Origin of the sequence: Bacillus sp. OTU2372, assembly GCF_038440275.1 — a bacterium.
GTDB lineage: Bacteria > Bacillota > Bacilli > Bacillales > Cytobacillaceae > Neobacillus > Neobacillus bataviensis_B.
The window spans coordinates 37,650-55,071 of the sequence record NZ_JASATK010000013.1 but is presented as its reverse complement, the minus strand read 5'-3'; the positions used below and the strand labels follow the sequence as shown (position 1 = coordinate 55,071).

The window sequence follows — 17,422 nt, the reverse complement described above, 5'->3', positions numbered from 1 at the left end:
ACTAATTGGCTTATGATTTGATAGAAGATTTAAAAATATAGTATTTTCTAATTATTCGTTTGATTTAGAAATATTATTGCAATATAAATGCCACGGATGTAAACGATTTAACATCTCCCTGTTCTTTGTTTCAGAAATATCTATGTTACTATTATGAAAAATTAGCAACCAAAGAACATGGGGGGAAAAAAATGCTCAAAAGAATGATAACAATTTTAGCAGTTGCAATACTCTCAGTAACTGTAAGTGCTAATGTACAAGCTGCAACCATTACAGTACAAAAAGGTGATACCCTTTGGGATCTCTCACGTGAGAATAATACATCTTTAGAAAATATCCAAAAGTGGAATCGTCTTACTACGGACCTTATACATCCCGGAGATATTCTAACCATTTCACCGGAAAAACAATATACTGTTAAACAAGGTGACACACTATGGGATATCTCCATGGATAATCAGATAACTGTTTCGCAACTTAAAGAGTGGAACGAATTACATACCGATCTTATCCATCCTGGTTTAAATCTACTAATCTTTGATAGTTTAAATACTGTAAATAACACTGTAACTGAAAAACAGGCTATACCTGCAGCCCAAGCACATAAGGAAAATGCACCTGCAGTATCAGCTACATCAACAAGTAATACAAGTTCAAAGGAAAGTGTCCCTGCTGTACCAGCTACATCAACAAATAATACAAGTTCAAAAGAAATTACAGTGAAAGCAACTGCCTATACGGCTTCGTGTGAGGGATGCTCTGGTACTACGGCTACTGGAATTGACCTTAAAGCAAACCCAAATGCAAAAGTAATCGCAGTTGACCCATCTGTTATACCACTTGGCAGTAAAGTTCATGTAGAAGGCTATGGTGAAGCAGTCGCTGGAGATACTGGTGGAGCTATTAAAGGAAATCGAATTGATATCTTTATTCCTTCTGAGCATGATGCAATCAATTTTGGAGTAAAGCAAGTAAAGGTAACAATATTAAACTAACATGCTAAAAACCGTCCTAACCTTAGGTCTCAATCTACTAAAAAAACCCTGCACCTCCTTTTAAATAACAAGGGGTTGCAGGGCTTTTTTCAATGAACATGTTAAAACTTTTTTGAAGCATTTGTATCCAATGTCTCAATAAAATTTACAAAAGCCTTCACGACATTCCATTCCAAGGATTCCTTATGGTAATACATCCATGTTCGGCGTAATATAGGATTTCCTTTTTGATCCGTTAAAACTATTTTATATAAATCACCTATATCATTAAGAATACGGCTGGACAAGAAGCCATAACCTAATCCATTTATAACCATTTCCTTACAAGTATCAACCTGGTCCACTTCTATACTGATAAAAGGCGGCTGTGAATAGTTTTCTGCCCACCAATTATCAATTAATGATTTTAATAAATAATCTCCGTTATAGTCAATTCTAGGGAGATTTGGCAAATCAACGATATCAATCGCTTCCTTCGATGTAACAGAAACTGTTTCTTCAAATAATAAATGTTTCTTCAGTCCTCTGCAGCTATAGTCGCCACGAATAAAGCCAATATGAACATCCTTATTGTGTATAAGTTTCGTTACATCTTTACTCCAACCTGTAATCACTTTAAATTCCACATGAGGATACTGTCTTTTAAATAATTTCAAAATATAGGGCAGTTCATAATTAGCAAAAAAGTTGGATACACCTAATTTCAATGTTCCTACAACTTCATTACCTGCGTTATAATTCATATTCCTAACATGCTCTTTTATTTTGTTATATTGAGCAAGGATATCGTCGGCACACTGAACAAGATATTCTCCCTGTGGGGTAAAATGAACTCCTCTACTTTCACGGGTTACTATTTTGACACCTAATTCTTCCTGCATGTGCTTTAAACGGTTGGTTAATGCAGGTTGGGTAATAAACAAAAGCCGTGCTGCTTTTGTTAGGTTCTTCTGACTATAGAGGACCTTCAGTATTTCCCAATCACGATAATCCACCATATTCACCCAAATTCTACCATATAAAAGTTTTTTATATGTCATTATAATTTTTTAGCATTTTATATATTTCCATTATTGCATTATCATTAATCCGTAGCAATTAATAATTATATCTTCAATCCCTGGATTGAAACTTCATTAAAGCTAAATCATCTTTAAGGTTAAACACAGCATATGTCTTCTGTAGCCATATTTATTGATATTCTGTTTGCAGGACAGAAAAAACGTAAAAAAATTGGAGGAAATTTTATGTGGATTATAACTCGTTATTTAGAATCAAACATTTCCCTGTTTGAATTCGAAACTGAAGAAGAAGCAAGAGAGGCTCTAAAAAACATGAAGGGCTGTAACATTCTCTCTGAAGTTGTATATTTCAATGATCCCTGTTTTCAAGTAGCTTAAAATATTTTCATTCTAAGGAAGGATTGAAGGTGGAAATTAAGGTTTCCGGTTACTAGGTGATTCCCTTCCATTGAATGATGGAGGCTGTCAAGTGCCTTTGCTTATACTGAAATAAGAGCCTAATCTTAGGCTCTTATTTTTTAATACTTTGCTAAAATTTTATTGGAAGTATTATTCTAACCTTTTTTCCTCCGCTTAGTTTTCATGTTACCACCTCGAATAGGACTGCTACTCCAACTCCTCCACCACTTCCAATCGCGGCTAGTACATATTTGATATCCTTTCGTCTTTGTACTTCGTAGAAAAGCCTTGTGATCATGATACTTCCCGAAGCTCCATAAGGATGTCCTAGCGTTAAAGCTCCTCCGCAAACATTTAACTTGCCATAAGGAATAGAAAGTTCTTTTGTACAGGCAACAATCTTAGAAGAGAAAGCTTCGTTTATTTCAATTAGGTCAATGTCCTCAATGGTTAACTGGTTTCTTTTTATTAAGGCTTGAATAGCCGGAATAGGAGCTTCTCCTGGATAATTCGGAAGTACACCTGAGACTTCACTATCCCAAAATCGTAAAATAGGCTGGAATCCATTACCTAATGCCATATTTTCTTCCATGACAAGTACAGCCGAAGCCCCGTCATGTATCCCACAGCTGTTCGCTGCAGTAACTGTACCGTTCTTTTTAAATATAGGCTTCATCCTATTTAAAAGTACTTCCATCTTTCTTTTCCTAAAGAATTCTTCATCTTGGTAGAGATCGCCAATTCGAATGATCTCTTGATTAAAATATCCTTTTTCGTAAGCTTCCCAGCTGCGTTTATAACTTAATAGTGCATACTCATCCTGCATTTCCTTTGAAATAGCATATTTTTCAGCCACATATTCTGCTGCAACCCCCATATCTGGATCGCCAATTTTTTCAGGAGAAAATCTTGCTCTAGCTGGAAATGGAGAGGTACTCGTACTTTCTACACCACCAGCAATATAACAACGGCCAGCTCCGCCTTGGACAAAGTAACATGCCGTTCGAATCGCTTCTAACCCTGCACTACATTGACGGTCAATTGTGATTCCCGGTACAGAAAGAGGAAGTCCTGCTTCTAACGCAGCAACTCGAGCTACGTTTCCACCTGGTCCAACTACATTTCCCAAAATGATGTCTTCTATTTTTTCTTCCAATCCATTCGCTAAATGTTGGAGGATAGGAGCTGCTAGCTCATGTGGCTGAATATCTCGTAAGATTCCACCCATTTTTCCAATTGGTGTTCGTTTCGCTTGGACAATTACCGCTCTTTTAATCATTGACCACCTTTTTTTTCATTCGTTTTATTAGCTCGGCACGAGCTATCTTGCCACTCGTTGTATATGGCATTTCAGATAGAAAAAACCACTTACGTGGAATTTTATAAGAAGATAAATGAGCCCTACAAAATCTTTTTAATTCTAATTGGCTACACTTTCCTTTCACTACCGCAGCAACAACCTGGCCCCAATACGAATCTGATAGGCCTATTACAGCAACTTCTTCGACATCTGGATGTAAGGAAAGCACTTTTTCTATTTCTTCAGGAAAAATATTTATGCCTCCATATAAAATCATATTTTGTTCACGACCTACAATATATAAAAAGCCGTCTTCGTCCAAATATCCCATATCATGGACTGTGGCCCACCCCTCTTCATCTTGAATAGAATGAATAGTCCTTCCATCATGATCAAAGTACCCATTTATCATCAATTTACTTCTTACATATATTTTTCCGGTCTCAGTTGGCTTTGCTAATTCCTGATCTGGACGCCGTATTTGTACCTCTACACCATAACAAGGCTTTCCGACAGTTGTAGCCTTCTGAATACCTTCACTATCAGGAAGTACAGTAATGAAACTCAATTCACTAGCCCCATAAAACTCGTACATAGTCATGTTAGGAATTATATTACGGATTTCTAATTTCGATCTATCCGACCATTTTGCACCAGATGAAATCATTTTTATAGACTTATCGACTTGGATTCCTTCTTTCAAAAATGCTTCTACCATTGTCGGAACTACATATATCGTTGTAATTGGAAAGGAATGTATCCATGATAGTCCTTCAATAGGAGAGAACTTATCTAAAAGAAAGACGGTTCCACCTAAATACAAAATGCTAATGGCTCCGTACAGAAAATGAGAATGGATTAAGGCACCAGAAATAAGAACTTGATCGGATTCATCTAACCCGAAATCAAAACGATTGCAATCAAAGCTAGCCACCCACGAATCTTGGGAGCGAACAAATGCTTTTGGTTTTCCAGTCGTACCAGATGTAAATCCAATGTAAAAAGGCAGATTTCCTTCCGTTTTCAATACAGTTGTAGGATCGAACTGATAGATTTCCTGTAAACTATCATCCAAAATCATTACATTAGGAATACTTTGTTTGATTTGAGAGTAAATTTCTCTAGTTGTGACAATGATAGATGGATCCGAAAGTATTACCCTTTCTTCCAATTCGGTTATCTTCCATTTCAAATCATATGGAACGGCAATCCATCCTGCCTTGGCGGCTCCTGCAAAGAGCTGTAGGAAAGGGATACCGTTTGGCAAAAGGATGCCTATTGTTTTATTTTCTGAATGAAGAGAATGAAGCCAGTTCGCTGTTTGATTGATTAATTTATACCATTCTTGATAACTGATTTGTTGATGATTCGTATGGATTGCGATTTTTTCTGGGGATAATTTTGCGAAAGTCTTATATGATTCTGTAATATTTCCCATGATATCTCTCCCCTATAAAAAAGAGACACATCTTGGTGCCTCTTAAGATTTAGATATTTTTAGATAAGTTATTGGAATAACTTGTTGCTAATGAGCGTGAAAAAACTGGGTGTTTTCTTAGTCTGTAAACTAAAATAGAAGCTAGTATGGCTTTTAAGACATCCCCTGGGATATAAATTAAACTTAACTGAACAGCTTTTAAAAGAGGAATGCCCATCATAAATGCCTGGACAGGAATTCCAATTAAATAGATTAATAGAATTCCAACTGTCAGATTTATAAATAAAATATGTTGTATTTTTAAAGTTTGAAAACGTGATAGTAGATAACCAATACAGAAAGCTGTAATAGGCCATGAAATTATATAACCAACACTTGGTCCGACAAATACACTTAGTCCACCTCTTCCTCCAGATAGAAGAGGCATTCCAGCAGCGAGAAGTAATAAAAAGATCGTTTGGCTCATCGCCCCTAATCTTGCTCCCAATGCCCCTCCCGCAAGAAGGACACCTAGAGTTTGTAATGTAATGGGAACTGGTGTAAAAGAAAGCATAATAGGCGGAACTATTCCTAGAGCACCCATGACAGCGGCAAACACAGCTACAAAAGTAATTTCTTTAATTTTCATTCTTATATCTCCTAATAATCAATATGTACTATTTACATCTTTGATAATAATGAACCTCAAATTAAATGTCAACCTAATTCTAAATACGGTTAACACTTAAAATATTTTTATTCAAAATAGTATCCGATTTGTTATTAATGGGAAATTTACCGGCAAGGAAATTCAGTATTCATGTAAATGAGGTTTAAGCTTTGTTTACCAAAATGGATTTATTAGAAATTCAATAAAGAATAGTACTGATAAAATACTATTACCCTCTTATAGTATTTTCAAGATTCAGAACCCTCTATCTCTTGTGGGTGTGCAAATAGAGGGGGGCTGGCAACTGGGCAAACTCAAAATTTAGAGGTTTTAACTGGCACTGCTTATGGGCAGTATAGGAATAATCTCTCTTGTAAACCTTCTAAGATTTCTTCTGGCACTTCCCTAACCTTGATATCCTCGCCTAGGAAAAGCAGCCAATTTGTTATTTCGTTCAATTCTTCTGAATTATTGACATTGATAAAAGTCTTTAGAATGGCTGTGCTTTGGTAAGGATTCGTATAGGAAATTGAAACTTTTAAAGGATGGTATTTTTTAAACTGGGCAATCGCCTTTGGACCAAGTTCAAGGACAAGGTTGATTACTTCTTCCTGCTTCCTTAGTCTTTCTAGGATCTTTTTCTTACTTAACCTTTTTTCCATAGGGTATGGTTCGACATTGGTGAGATTGTCGACAGGGAAAATCCTCCTCTTTTCATCCTTTACATCAAAGCCATCAATCAGCCAACTGCCTTTTTCACGATAAAGGTGCAAGAGAAGAATTGGATATGAATTGATTACCTTCCTTTCTTGGATGGTAATCAATAAGTAGCGATCCGAAAGAAGGATGTGGATGAGTTTTTCTAACATAGGATGGGGTAGGTCTGACAGTTCAAGCAGGTCGGGATTATTGGGGTTGGTCCCTTCAAAAAGCAAGATTTGATTTAAAAGAACAAGGTCATCTTGCTGGTTTTCTGAGATGAGGCCTAATAATTTTTCAGCTAAAGACTGACGACTCTTTAGATAGGGGAGTTGTTGATTTCTTGTAGCCATAAAAGCAATAAAAAGAGCTTTGATCTCATTATCAGTAAAGCGAACGGTGGGCAGGACAGAGTTGTTCATGACAAAATAACCCCCATCCCTTCCAACTTCAGCGACAAGCGGCATCCCCATGGCTTCAATTTCTCTGATATCTCTAATAGCTGTCGAACGAGAGATGTTAAATTCTTGCATGATCTCAGAAATTGTAAAGTGGGATCGGTTGTTAATATACCGCATGATGATATTAATCCGTTCAACTTTTTTCATCGGGACCTCCTAAACAGTATCACTTTTTGACATGATTAAAGACTATTATAAACTTATCAAGTGAAAAGACAAATCATTTGATAAATTTTAAATAAAGGACGATTTTAAGATGGCAAATTATACATTAGAAGAAAAAGAAAGCTTTACCGTTTTAGGGATTGGAACTGAGCTTAAGAGCGATTACACCGACTTTGCTGGCATAAACAAAGAAAAGGCAGACTTTTGGTCGGCCGTCAAACAAGATGGAAGACTTGACATGTTAAAAGCCATAGCCACGAATGATTACATTTTTGCCGTGAATGAGGCGGTGAATAACAAGATGATGCATTATGCTGGCGTCATGACAGAGGCATCGCTACCAGAAGAATCCAGAGTTATCCAATTTCCTAAGGGAGATTACCTAGTTGTTAAAGGGGAAGATAAGACGGCTGGTGAGTTGAGTAATAAACTTACTGGAATTGCCTTTGGTCAAGTCTTGCCAGAAGCAAAGAATTTTGCATATGTTGGCGGGCCAAATGCAACGGTTGAGATGGGGCAACGAAACGGCTTAGTATTTGGTGAAATGTGGATTCCAGTTGTTAGGAAATAAAGAAATAAAAGGAGGGATGGAATTGTCCTATATCGTTGATTTTAAAAATGTGTCTACGGTTGGTTTAGAGTCTTCACCTGTAGCAGAAGCGCTTGCTGGTTTACGTGCCAATGAAGCCCGTTATTTTATGAACAAATACAAGCATGAATTTACGGTTGTACCAGCTAGTGAGTCCTGCGAGACACTTGATTATGTGAGTCGAATTTTGAAAGAAGAACGTGATATTGAGTTTGCAGCCAAACCCTTAGAAACGTCACGTTTTCAAGTGGAAAATATCAAAATGGCCTACGTCTTTTATGAGGATGGTCTTGAGGTCAACGTCATGTATACGGTTGATGGCCCTAAGCCGAAGCGAGCTGTGGGTTTTAAGCTTTCTGAGGGGATGGAGATACCAAAGGAGTTAGAAGGGAAGTTTAAGTTTGCTAGACAGAAGTCTAAACTAGCTGGAACCATTCGGGGTTCGTATTTTGTCATTAAAGGAGAATATTAAAGTAAGCATATGCGTAAGTGGAGAAATTCAGCCATCCTTTTTCCTCATTTGAATAAGAAATCCTGACTGAAAGCTACATTCATTGCAAGAGCAAAAACAACCATTCATGCATCAAATGTTCATCTAAACATTCAAATAACACAACAGCACCTTTCCATCAAATTAGAGGGTGCTGTTACTTTTTCCACAAAAACCTCATTTACTTATAATACGGTTCACCTTAACACATCTAAATGAGGTTTTACAATGGTTACTAATACTATCACAAAGGGTGTATTCAAACCCTTCAAAGTTATAGTACTAACAGTGTGAAAGCCTAGGAAAAATTCAATCAAAGTGTTGTTGCCAACAAATACAGTAATTTATCCCTTGATGGTCCGTCTTAAGTTATCACCCGACAATTGTACCTTTAATGTCAAAAGATTTGATGATCGAATCCATTCTACAACTTTAATCTAATATGGCAGTAAGCAAGAAAAGGCCAGAGCCAACAAGGAAAAAAACTCCTGCTATAATTGCAAGCACTTTAGCTATACTTATTTCATTCGTTTTTGAAGGTGCTGGTCCTGTAGTGAAAGGAAAAGTGACAGGGACAGTAACAGATGTTGGCGCTGGTTCAGTGCTTGATGGTCTGGGTTGCTGAGAGATATTAATATTTTGGCTCCTGGTATGTTCATTCATCACGGCAACATAATCCTTTCCTTAAATTTAAGGGTTATCTCAAATCCATTATAAATGCCCATTACGCAATTTATATTATTCATTTTTTAGATGGAAGTGTTAAAAAATTTTGGGATATTTTTTTAAAAACTTGTTAACATCTAAACTTCACCTTTTCCGTATTTTAAAAGTACGTATATACCCCACCTCTGCTTACTCCAGAGTGATTGATGATATCTTGAATGGTTGAATGGTCGTTGCATTAAATCCCTTAATAATAAATACTTCTTTTGCTGCATTTAGGATAATAAGCTTTCTTTCATCCCTGTGTTCATTTCTATTGACGTCAATATTTTTTTCTCCTTTAATTACTTGAAATAATACTTGATTCAGATAAAACCCTCTAAATCGTATTCCCAATTGGAATGTTATACTGCTTAACCAAGTCGGTGTTTCAGTTGCTTTTAACGGATAAATCGAATAAATATATGAACGGAGTGTAAAACTACACATAAAACTAATGTGGGGTATTAATGACATGAAACAGATTATTCTCTGGTCACTCTTTATATTGCCTTGGGTCTCCTTGTTTTTTTTTAAAATGGATACTGTACGCAGATACATGCCGGTTGCTCTATTTATGACCGTTATTCATACCTTGGCATATCAAGCGGCTTACCATTACGGATGGTGGAAAGAGACAGGTTCCAGTTTGTTCGGGTGGGATAAAGTCGCCCCGGTTCCTTGGGTGTATGGAGCATATTTAGTTATAGTTATTTGGATATTCCGCTTTACTTTCAGAAAATTTTGGATGTACTTGACTGTCAATATACTTTTGGACGGGTTATTTATGTACTTAGTTTACCCGGTAGGGCAACGGATGGGACTTGTTTCGGGTGAATCGACTTTGTCTACAATAGCTGTTGTTGCTATGATGGTCGGTTTTGCGTTTATCATCTATCTGTATCAACTGTGGCAGGATGAAGTGTTCAAACAGCCCAAAGCGCATAAATAACATTCGAACGGTCATCTGTACCTATAGTATAAACCTGGGCACCTTAAACTGCTAATATATCCCCAAAATTCTCTACATCATCATTTGTTGAAGTTATAGCAACTTTCTCCTTAGGGAAATATATTCTAGGCTCAGCATTTTTTCCATCAATTCTTAGACAAAGGTCTACAGCTTTAGATAGTGAGAAAAAATCTCTTCTAGAACAGAAGCAACAAATAGAATATGATTTAAACAAACCTACTATCAAGAAAGTTTCTTTTGAGCAAGTGCATAGTATTTTAAGCACATTCTCAAAGGTACTACCTAAAGTAGATGCTGATAAACAAAAGGATTTGCTTCATACTATCAATAATAAAATAACCGTAATTGAAGGTAATTCACCAGATGAAAGAAGCGTCAAGAACTTTGAACTGGTCTTTGACGCTTCCCCTAAAACTGACTTTGTGCTTACTTATGATACGGTTCATTCCTATTAATCCTAAACGCCCGATAAATCTGTTCTACTAGAATCAGCCTCATTAATTGATGAGGGAAGGTCATTCGTGAGAAGGACAGCTGCTCATTTGAGCGTTTGATTACCTCATCACTCAAACCAAGCGAACCTCCAATCACAAATGCAATCTTACTTTTTCCATACGTAGCTAACTGATCTAAGTTTTTAGCCAGCTCCTCAGATGACTGAAGTTTTCCCTGAATCGCTAATGCAATCACATATGTATCCTGGCTGATCTTCGCTAAAATCCGTTCTCCTTCTTTTTGCTTCACCTGCAGCATTTCAAGCTCACTTAATTCCTCAGGAGCCTTTTCATCTGCAACCTCCACCATTTCCACTTTTGCATAAGCAGTTAATCTCTTTAAATACTCCTCGATTCCCTGCCGTAAATATTTCTCTTTTAACTTACCAACCGTTATGATCGAGATATTCACAATCCACAACCCTTTTCAACTTAATTACAAACAGCTTACAAACAAGATATCCACAGAAGTTATCCACATATTCACATTTTTTATCCACATCTTGTATGGAATCATTTGTTCGCCACCATATATACAGCCTGTTTTTCACAATATTCACAACTAGTAGTTGATTTATCCACAGACACTTGTGATAAAACTGGATAAGTCTGATACTTATCCACAATATCATCTAATGCAATGTCAACATGCTCTTCACAGCTATAAATCATTCTTACTCCTCACTTTCAAACAAATTCATTAAGATTATATTTACCTTTCCAACGGTTATCATACTTTTGGCCTCATCCATCATAACATACAAATATTAATGGGAAAGTGAATGACTCACTTTCCCAAATTAAAGCTTATTCAAGTTTTTCGCCTGACAGCGTTAAAGTAGTCTCCTTTAACTTTCCTTGACGATAATACTTAACCTTTAGTTTCTCGCCAATTTTCTTTTTCTGATATAAATGTTTTCGAAGGTCAATCACATCGTTTATTTTTTCCCCATCCATTTCAACAATGACATCCAGCTCTTGTAAGCCTGCTTGGGAGGCTGGTGAATTTGGCATTACCTGACGAAGGGCGACACCATAATTGACATCACGAGGTAATTTTAGTGCTTCCTCTTGATAATACGCTGGAATTTCACTCACTGACTTTAAATCCACACCCATATATGGACGTTTAACAACGCCAAACTGTTCAAGATCATCAATGATAGGTTTAGCGGAATTAATCGGGATGGAGAGACCAATCCCCTCAACAGCCTCCTGAGAAATTTTCATTGAATTAATCCCGATGACCTGTCCCGCCATGTTGATTAACGCTCCGCCGCTGTTACCAGGGTTAATTGCAGCATCCGTTTGTAATACCTCAGACTGCCAATCAACCACACCATCCTGGTTAATATCAACAGGGATGGTCCTTTTTAGACCTGAAATAATTCCTTGCGTTACAGAACCAGAAAAAGTTGCCCCAAGCGGATTTCCAATTGCAATAACTGGTTCTCCCATCTTCAGACTGTCAGAATTACCGAATTCCGCCACTTTTTTAATCTTACTTGAACCGATCTCAAGCACGGCTAAGTCTGTCCAAACGTCACTGCCTAGCAGCTTAGCAGGAATCTTTGTTCCATCATCCAAGCTTACCTCAAGTTTTGTTGCACCCTCTATAACATGATGGTTCGTCACCACATAGGCTTTATTGCCTGCCTTTTTATAAATAACTCCTGATCCGGTCCCAGCAGCCTCTTCTGACGAATCGCCATTATCAGACCAAAAACTTGATGATTGGATATTATTAATGCCAACGACTGCAGCACCTGTTTTTTCAACCGCTTTTGTTGTATTTGTATTTACATCATATGAGACCTTCTCGACTACATTCTGCTGATTATCATTATTATTCGTTTCAACTGCCTGATTTTGATCTGTTGCTAGTTTATAAGGCAATATTCCTTGCTTTGCTAGAGTTGGGATGGCAAGGATCACAATAATTGCGCCTATTATTGCACCGGCCAGGCTGGCGAGAAATACACTGCCTCTTTTACCTCGCTGCTCTCGGTAGCGTCCCTGTGTATGATCGTCATAATAACCCATTTACACCATTCCCTTCTTCGAAAAGTGTTATTTACTATTTTGGCTCCTACCATCCATTATAATCAATCTTCCCGAAATTACTAAAGATAACGTTTCCCTTAATGAACAAAAGCGCAAGCGCCTTGAACAGCCCCGACAAGCTAGGCGCTGGAGCTGGACGTCAACAGTCCTTTTATCAACAGTTATCCACAAGCGAAAATTTTTAAATTTACTAAACGATAAAAAAATGGAGGTCTAAATGACCTCCATCTGAAAAATTATACGGCTGTTAAAACTGTCGGGATTTTTGGATCTGTATCATAAAGGTCAAACTGTTCACCAACAATTAAACCGCGGCTTTCTAATGTTTGTGCAACCGCCATTTTGGCTAAATCCTTCATATTATTATCAAGGCTTAAGTGTGCGAGATAGACCCGTTTTGTCTGATCTCCCACCACGTCACTCATCGCAAGTGCCGCATCTTCATTTGAAACATGCCCGACATCACTTAAGATTCTGCGCTTAATATTCCATGGATATCTGCCCATCCGCAGCATCTGCACATCATGATTCGATTCAAAGATGTACACATCTGCATTTGAGATCGTGCCTTTCATCCGGTCACTTACATAGCCAGTATCTGTAATCAACACTAGTTTTTTTCCTGAATGATGAAACACGTAAAACATTGGTTCTGCTGCATCATGGGACACACCAAACGATTCAATGTCTGTCGAACCAAAGCTCTTTACGGTTTCCATATTAAAAACAAATTTTTGCTCTGTAGGAATCACGCCTACTGAACTTTCCATGGCACGCCATGTTTTTTCATTTGCATAGACTGGCAAATGATATTTCCGGGCGAGAACGCCAATTCCCTTGATATGGTCACTGTGCTCATGAGTGACAAAGATGCCGGAAAGCTTGCTGATATCGCGGTCAATCTGTCCAAAAAGGGACTCCATCTGTTTTCCGCTGAAGCCGGCATCTACTAGAAAGGAATGTTCATCAGACTCAACATACAAGGCGTTCCCCGTACTTCCGCTTGCCAGAATGCTATATCGTAACGACATACTTTTTCACTCCACTTTACTATTTTCCTCGCTATTAAACTCAATAATCTGCCCTTCAAACGCATTGACAAACAGGCTGTCCTTATCATTTACCACAAAGCGCCATGTTGGGGCTAATACTTGGGATGCAGCCAGTTGGATAAGCGTTGAATAGCCAAGTTCAATCTTCGTAATTTTACTATTTGGCTTTAAGAAGCCTTTTTGATGCAATGTTTCAATTGCCTTTAACGGCGGAAGGATCTCTTCCTTAGCCGTCAACTTTTCAACTTCCTCTAAATAGGTTTGCTGATAGGAGGTAATCTGGTTATCCTCATTTACATTAAACGTAATCATACCATTGATATTTTCGTATAACGGATAATTTTCGTATTGCTGAAAATAGGTGATCGTATGTTTCTTATCATCCTTCTCCCAGAATTGATAATGCTCACCATACAGTATTCCTGCTTTAATAAAAGAAGCAAGGTCAGCAGGTTCAAACTTAGAGCTTAACTGAATCGGTTTATCAAGCATGACAACGAGAGTAGAGGTAGGTTCCATTGACACGGCCTTTTGTCCTTTCAATTTTGCCATATCCCCTTTTGTAAATGTCTTAGGTTTAGCACTAAGATACTGATCTTTAATGGGGGCCTTTGGAAGCTCAACATACGTAATCTCATCCGCCTTCAATTTATCTTCAAAGGAAGTTGGCGTTATCACTTCGTAATTATTAGCATCCCGCATTTTCATGAATTGAAATAAGAGATACACATCTAAAATTAAAAAGGTAATGATAAAAATCGTTTTAATTTTACTCCAATCCATCCGCAGAACCTCCTCCCAGGTCACTCAGCATAATTTGACCCCAGGATTTGTTATACCGATAAAACCAGGCAGGTTCTAAGAGAATCAGTTTATTCTCATCCGAACTCCTTACCATTTGATAGCCAAGGACAAGTTCTTCGAGAAGCTCCGGCTTAAAGTTCTTATTACTTTGTAAAACCGCCAAGATTTCATGTCCTGATGGAGGGGTAACAGTTTGCATTTCTGTTATTAATGGAAGATCTAAGGTAATATTCGGGCGGACATATTTATTAATCTCGTCATGTCCCCATTCCTCGGTAATTTCGGATAATCCATTATCATTAAAAATCGGATAACCATCCGTACTATATAAACGGAAAGTAACCGAGCGTTTGGACTCACTTTTAGAAACATAGCGAAACGAATCTGTCCAGCCTCCATGTTCATTGACAAAATCAATACTTCTTTTGACCAAATCGTATGAACTATCCACAAAGCTGTCTTCTGGTGTCGGATTGATATATTGCAAAATATTACTGTCATAGTTAACCGTCATTTTACTAGAATCATTCGTAAATTCCTCCCCATGGGGAATAGAACTTCTTTGAACAAAACTTGGATCGTCAAAAAGTGCATCTTTAAATTCATCGGAATTAAGCGTTACAGGTAAATACTTGTAGGTTGTCATTTTTGTTTTAGCCTCTGGCAGATAAAACGTACGTTTATCAGATACCTTATAAGCAAAAAACTTTGGATATTGATCAGCATTTTTATAGTAATCCCGATTAAATTCGTTTAAATTGGCGGATGAAATATGACTTATATAAACCTGTCCCGTTTCAGTGGAGGCAAAATAAACACTGCCATTGCCTTTTTCCAAATCGTTAACATTTATAATAATACGATTAAAATTGAAGGGTGGAATTTTCTTCCCTTCAATATTTAAAACACTAAGATATAACTCAATCGGAACATCACTAGGGAAGACTAGTTCAGCATTGCCGCTGCCATGGATAAAACTGTCCATATTACCAGCCTTTTCGGTATAGTTTTTTACATCTGAAATGGTCCAGCTGCTTACTTCCTTAATCAACTTATCCAATTCATCAGGGTTACTAGTCCCGTAATGTTGTCCTTTTACATGAAATAATACCTGATCTGGTCTTACTATTTTTGTCACATCTTGTTTTTTATCAACTGTTACCTCTTCCAAAGTTTTACTTTTTTCTAATTTGTCATAGTTGGGCTGGTAGGTCCAAAGATTCCAAGTTAGCAGAAGACTCACCAAGACTAAAATTGTTAAAATTCCTGATTTTATATTTTCGTATCTCATGACCATTCATCCTCTTCAGAACGCTCATACGGCAGGGAAAAGGATATCTTTGTTCCTTTTCCTTCCTCACTTGTTGCCCAAATCGATCCGCCATGAGCCTTAACCATTTCTTGAGCAATCGCAAGTCCCAAACCTGTACCACCCAATTTACGGGTTCTTGCCTTATCGACCCGGTAAAAACGATCAAAGATTTTCCCAATATTCTCTTTCGGAATTCCTACCCCTTGGTCCGATACACTGACAATAATCTTATCTTCTTTTTCCTTTATCGAAAAAGTAACCTGTCCGCCCTCAGGAGAATACTTTAAGGCGTTAGAGATAATATTGTATAAGACCTGGGTCATTTTATCCTCATCTACTTCCACAAAGATCGCCTGCTTCGGAAGCTTACGTTTAAAGGTTACGTTCTGCTCCTTAGACATTTCAAGCCGATCAATAATGTTATTGTAGAAGTCAACAAAGTTTACCCATTCCTTTGTCAGCTTGTAATCAGTGCTATCCATTTTTGATAATTGGAGCAGGTCATTGACAAGACGGATCATTCTTTCCGTTTCGGTCCTTGTTACCTCTAAGAAGTTAGGAGCTATTTCGGAATCTTGCCATGCACCATCTGCAAGTGCCTCTAAATAACTGCGCATCGTGGTGAGAGGTGTCCTTAACTCATGTGATACATTGGCCACGAATTCTCTTCTTTCTGCGTCAATCTTTTCTTGCTCCGTGATATCATGTAAAACAGCAATCAAACCATTAACAAAACCTGTCTCCTTTTGAATCACAGAAAAATTAGCCCTTAGTATATAGCGCTCCGCTTTTGTACTGTAGTCTAAAATTAACGAATCTTTTTCTTCAAGAAGATCTTCAAAAGTATTTGTATCATCCAAGTCTAATAACTCAACAATTGGCTGAGATAATACTGTTTCACGTGAAACATTCAGCATTTCTGCTGCGGGATCATTAATTAAAATCACACGGCCTTTTCTGTCAGTTGCAATAACCCCATCTGTCATATAAGACAGAACGGATGACAGCTTTCTTCGTTCCCCTTCTGTCCCCGCCTGGGCTTCCTGTAATTTTTTCGTCAAGTGGTTAAAGGTCATGGCGAGCGTACCTATTTCATCTTGACCATACACCTTTACCTTACGGGAGAAGTTTCCTTTGGCCATTGCAAGTGCTTGTTTTTTCATATCTGCTATTGGCCGTGTAATCGTTTGGGCTAATAAAATCCCCAATAAAGCCGTTATTGATAAGGCAATTGCAGTACCCGTAGCAAATATATTATTAATAGTTTTCATTTGTTCAAACACATTTTCAATCTTTGCAACAAGGTAAATGGCACCAATTACCTTTTTACCAGATTTAATAGGCGTTGAGAGGACCCAGATTCGATGTCCAGTTTTCTGTTCAATCTTGATGGAACTTTGATCTTCTTCCAAAACCATTGATTGTTTTACTTGAAGTACGGTTGTCCTTTGACCAACAAGTCCCTGATTACTGGATTGAGAGGTACCAAGTATTTTTAAGGACCGATTCTCAATCACTTGAACCTCCGTGATATCATTATCACCAACATCAAAGTCCTTAAGAATTTTCTTCAAATCTTCCTCAAGTGTTGGGTCTTCTGCCTTTCTTTCTTTTTCCATTTCCTCGACCACATTATAAGCTAGTAGATCCACCCGCTGTTTAATCGAAGTTTGAAAGTTTGTCCGCAATGTTTGTTCAAGTTGTTTGACAAAATAAACACCGATAATTTGCATCGCTACTAAAATAAGAAGGACGTAGATGAGAACAAACTTTACATGTATAGAGCGAAAGAAACCAACCTTTTTCATTAA

General features: G+C 37.6%; 17 protein-coding genes. 5 read left to right on the top strand and 12 right to left on the bottom strand.

Translation table 11 applies throughout. The features are described 5' to 3' along the window. Window positions 1-191: 191 nt before the first annotated feature. Complete coding sequence (locus AAHB15_RS19075) at window positions 192-995, top strand: 3D domain-containing protein (protein WP_335571875.1); 804 nt, start codon at window positions 192-194, stop codon at window positions 993-995. Between the two features lie 101 nt (window positions 996-1,096). Here the strand turns inward: AAHB15_RS19075 and AAHB15_RS19070 are convergent, their stop codons facing one another. Further along, complete coding sequence (locus AAHB15_RS19070; RefSeq protein WP_342043121.1) at window positions 1,097-1,990, bottom strand: LysR family transcriptional regulator; 894 nt, start codon at window positions 1,988-1,990, stop codon at window positions 1,097-1,099. Window positions 1,991-2,167: 177 nt separating this feature from the next. Here AAHB15_RS19070 and AAHB15_RS19065 point away from each other — a divergent pair, with 177 nt between their 5' ends. Beyond that, complete coding sequence (locus tag AAHB15_RS19065) at window positions 2,168-2,395, top strand: hypothetical protein (RefSeq protein WP_342043086.1); 228 nt, start codon at window positions 2,168-2,170, stop codon at window positions 2,393-2,395. 202 nt (window positions 2,396-2,597) lie between these two features. Here AAHB15_RS19065 and AAHB15_RS19060 read toward each other — a convergent pair whose 3' ends face one another. The 4 genes from AAHB15_RS19060 to AAHB15_RS19045 form a co-directional block, all read right to left on the bottom strand. Then, entirely contained in the window at window positions 2,598-3,692 is a 1,095-nt protein-coding gene (locus tag AAHB15_RS19060) for an acetyl-CoA C-acyltransferase (protein WP_335575852.1), read from the bottom strand. Continuing rightward, window positions 3,688-5,154 carry an AMP-binding protein gene (locus AAHB15_RS19055; protein WP_335575850.1) on the bottom strand — a complete coding sequence of 489 codons (1,467 nt, stop codon included), beginning with the start codon at window positions 5,152-5,154 and terminating at the stop codon, window positions 3,688-3,690. Before AAHB15_RS19055 ends, AAHB15_RS19060 begins: the two co-directional genes overlap by 5 nt. A 49-nt stretch (window positions 5,155-5,203) precedes the next feature. Then, complete coding sequence (locus AAHB15_RS19050; RefSeq protein WP_342043085.1) at window positions 5,204-5,782, bottom strand: biotin transporter BioY; 579 nt, start codon at window positions 5,780-5,782, stop codon at window positions 5,204-5,206. A gap of 365 nt (window positions 5,783-6,147) precedes the next feature. Further along, window positions 6,148-7,110 carry a helix-turn-helix transcriptional regulator gene (locus AAHB15_RS19045; RefSeq protein ID WP_342043084.1) on the bottom strand — a complete coding sequence of 321 codons (963 nt, stop codon included), beginning with the start codon at window positions 7,108-7,110 and terminating at the stop codon, window positions 6,148-6,150. A 109-nt stretch (window positions 7,111-7,219) separates the two neighbouring features. Between AAHB15_RS19045 and AAHB15_RS19040 the strand changes: the two genes are divergently transcribed. From AAHB15_RS19040 to AAHB15_RS19030, 3 genes are all read left to right on the top strand, one after another. Then, on the top strand, window positions 7,220-7,699 hold the full coding sequence (locus AAHB15_RS19040) for a GyrI-like domain-containing protein (protein WP_342043083.1): 480 nt from the start codon (window positions 7,220-7,222) through the stop codon (window positions 7,697-7,699). Beyond that, entirely contained in the window at window positions 7,686-8,189 is a 504-nt protein-coding gene (locus tag AAHB15_RS19035; protein WP_342043082.1) for a phage tail protein, read from the top strand. Before AAHB15_RS19040 ends, AAHB15_RS19035 begins: the two co-directional genes overlap by 14 nt. A gap of 1,198 nt (window positions 8,190-9,387) precedes the next feature. Continuing rightward, window positions 9,388-9,864 (top strand): hypothetical protein, encoded by a 477-nt coding sequence (locus AAHB15_RS19030; protein WP_335573318.1) that lies wholly within the window; start codon window positions 9,388-9,390, stop codon window positions 9,862-9,864. Window positions 9,865-10,311: 447 nt separating this feature from the next. Here AAHB15_RS19030 and rlmH read toward each other — a convergent pair whose 3' ends face one another. From rlmH to walK, 7 genes are all read right to left on the bottom strand, one after another. Further along, the gene (gene rlmH, locus AAHB15_RS19025; RefSeq protein WP_335573319.1) at window positions 10,312-10,791 is read right to left on the bottom strand and encodes a 23S rRNA (pseudouridine(1915)-N(3))-methyltransferase RlmH; all 480 of its coding nucleotides are present in this window, start codon (window positions 10,789-10,791) and stop codon (window positions 10,312-10,314) included. A 101-nt stretch (window positions 10,792-10,892) separates the two neighbouring features. After that, window positions 10,893-11,051, bottom strand: a complete 159-nt coding sequence (locus tag AAHB15_RS19020) for a CxxH/CxxC protein (RefSeq protein ID WP_144566157.1) — start codon at window positions 11,049-11,051, stop codon at window positions 10,893-10,895. Window positions 11,052-11,186: 135 nt separating this feature from the next. Beyond that, window positions 11,187-12,422 (bottom strand): S1C family serine protease, encoded by a 1,236-nt coding sequence (locus AAHB15_RS19015; protein WP_342043081.1) that lies wholly within the window; start codon window positions 12,420-12,422, stop codon window positions 11,187-11,189. Between the two features lie 257 nt (window positions 12,423-12,679). After that, window positions 12,680-13,474, bottom strand: coding sequence for an MBL fold metallo-hydrolase (locus tag AAHB15_RS19010; protein WP_335573322.1), 795 nt, complete (start codon window positions 13,472-13,474; stop codon window positions 12,680-12,682). Between the two features lie 6 nt (window positions 13,475-13,480). Then, window positions 13,481-14,278, bottom strand: coding sequence for a two-component system regulatory protein YycI (locus AAHB15_RS19005; protein WP_144566160.1), 798 nt, complete (start codon window positions 14,276-14,278; stop codon window positions 13,481-13,483). Continuing rightward, a complete protein-coding gene (locus tag AAHB15_RS19000) occupies window positions 14,265-15,590 on the bottom strand; it encodes a YycH family regulatory protein (protein ID WP_335573323.1) in 1,326 nt (441 codons plus the stop codon). Before AAHB15_RS19000 ends, AAHB15_RS19005 begins: the two co-directional genes overlap by 14 nt. Next, on the bottom strand, window positions 15,587-17,419 hold the full coding sequence (gene walK / locus AAHB15_RS18995; protein ID WP_335573324.1) for a cell wall metabolism sensor histidine kinase WalK: 1,833 nt from the start codon (window positions 17,417-17,419) through the stop codon (window positions 15,587-15,589). The genes AAHB15_RS19000 and walK overlap by 4 nt, the downstream gene beginning before the upstream one ends. Window positions 17,420-17,422: the final 3 nt, after the last annotated feature.

What these genes read in the sequence shown, in the direction of transcription:
- AAHB15_RS19005 (WP_144566160.1), bottom strand. Translation starts at nt 14,278, where the DNA reads ATGGATTGGAGTAAAATTAAAACGATTTTTATCATTACCTTTTTAATT.
- walK (WP_335573324.1), bottom strand. Translation starts at nt 17,419, where the DNA reads ATGAAAAAGGTTGGTTTCTTTCGCTCTATACATGTAAAGTTTGTTCTC.
- AAHB15_RS19045 (WP_342043084.1), bottom strand. Translation starts at nt 7,110, where the DNA reads ATGAAAAAAGTTGAACGGATTAATATCATCATGCGGTATATTAACAAC.
- AAHB15_RS19010 (WP_335573322.1), bottom strand. Translation starts at nt 13,474, where the DNA reads ATGTCGTTACGATATAGCATTCTGGCAAGCGGAAGTACGGGGAACGCC.
- AAHB15_RS19075 (WP_335571875.1), top strand. Translation starts at nt 192, where the DNA reads ATGCTCAAAAGAATGATAACAATTTTAGCAGTTGCAATACTCTCAGTA.
- AAHB15_RS19040 (WP_342043083.1), top strand. Translation starts at nt 7,220, where the DNA reads ATGGCAAATTATACATTAGAAGAAAAAGAAAGCTTTACCGTTTTAGGG.
- AAHB15_RS19000 (WP_335573323.1), bottom strand. Translation starts at nt 15,590, where the DNA reads ATGAGATACGAAAATATAAAATCAGGAATTTTAACAATTTTAGTCTTG.
- AAHB15_RS19030 (WP_335573318.1), top strand. Translation starts at nt 9,388, where the DNA reads ATGAAACAGATTATTCTCTGGTCACTCTTTATATTGCCTTGGGTCTCC.
- AAHB15_RS19050 (WP_342043085.1), bottom strand. Translation starts at nt 5,782, where the DNA reads ATGAAAATTAAAGAAATTACTTTTGTAGCTGTGTTTGCCGCTGTCATG.
- AAHB15_RS19065 (WP_342043086.1), top strand. Translation starts at nt 2,168, where the DNA reads ATGTCTTCTGTAGCCATATTTATTGATATTCTGTTTGCAGGACAGAAA.
- AAHB15_RS19055 (WP_335575850.1), bottom strand. Translation starts at nt 5,154, where the DNA reads ATGGGAAATATTACAGAATCATATAAGACTTTCGCAAAATTATCCCCA.
- AAHB15_RS19015 (WP_342043081.1), bottom strand. Translation starts at nt 12,422, where the DNA reads ATGGGTTATTATGACGATCATACACAGGGACGCTACCGAGAGCAGCGA.
- AAHB15_RS19020 (WP_144566157.1), bottom strand. Translation starts at nt 11,051, where the DNA reads ATGATTTATAGCTGTGAAGAGCATGTTGACATTGCATTAGATGATATT.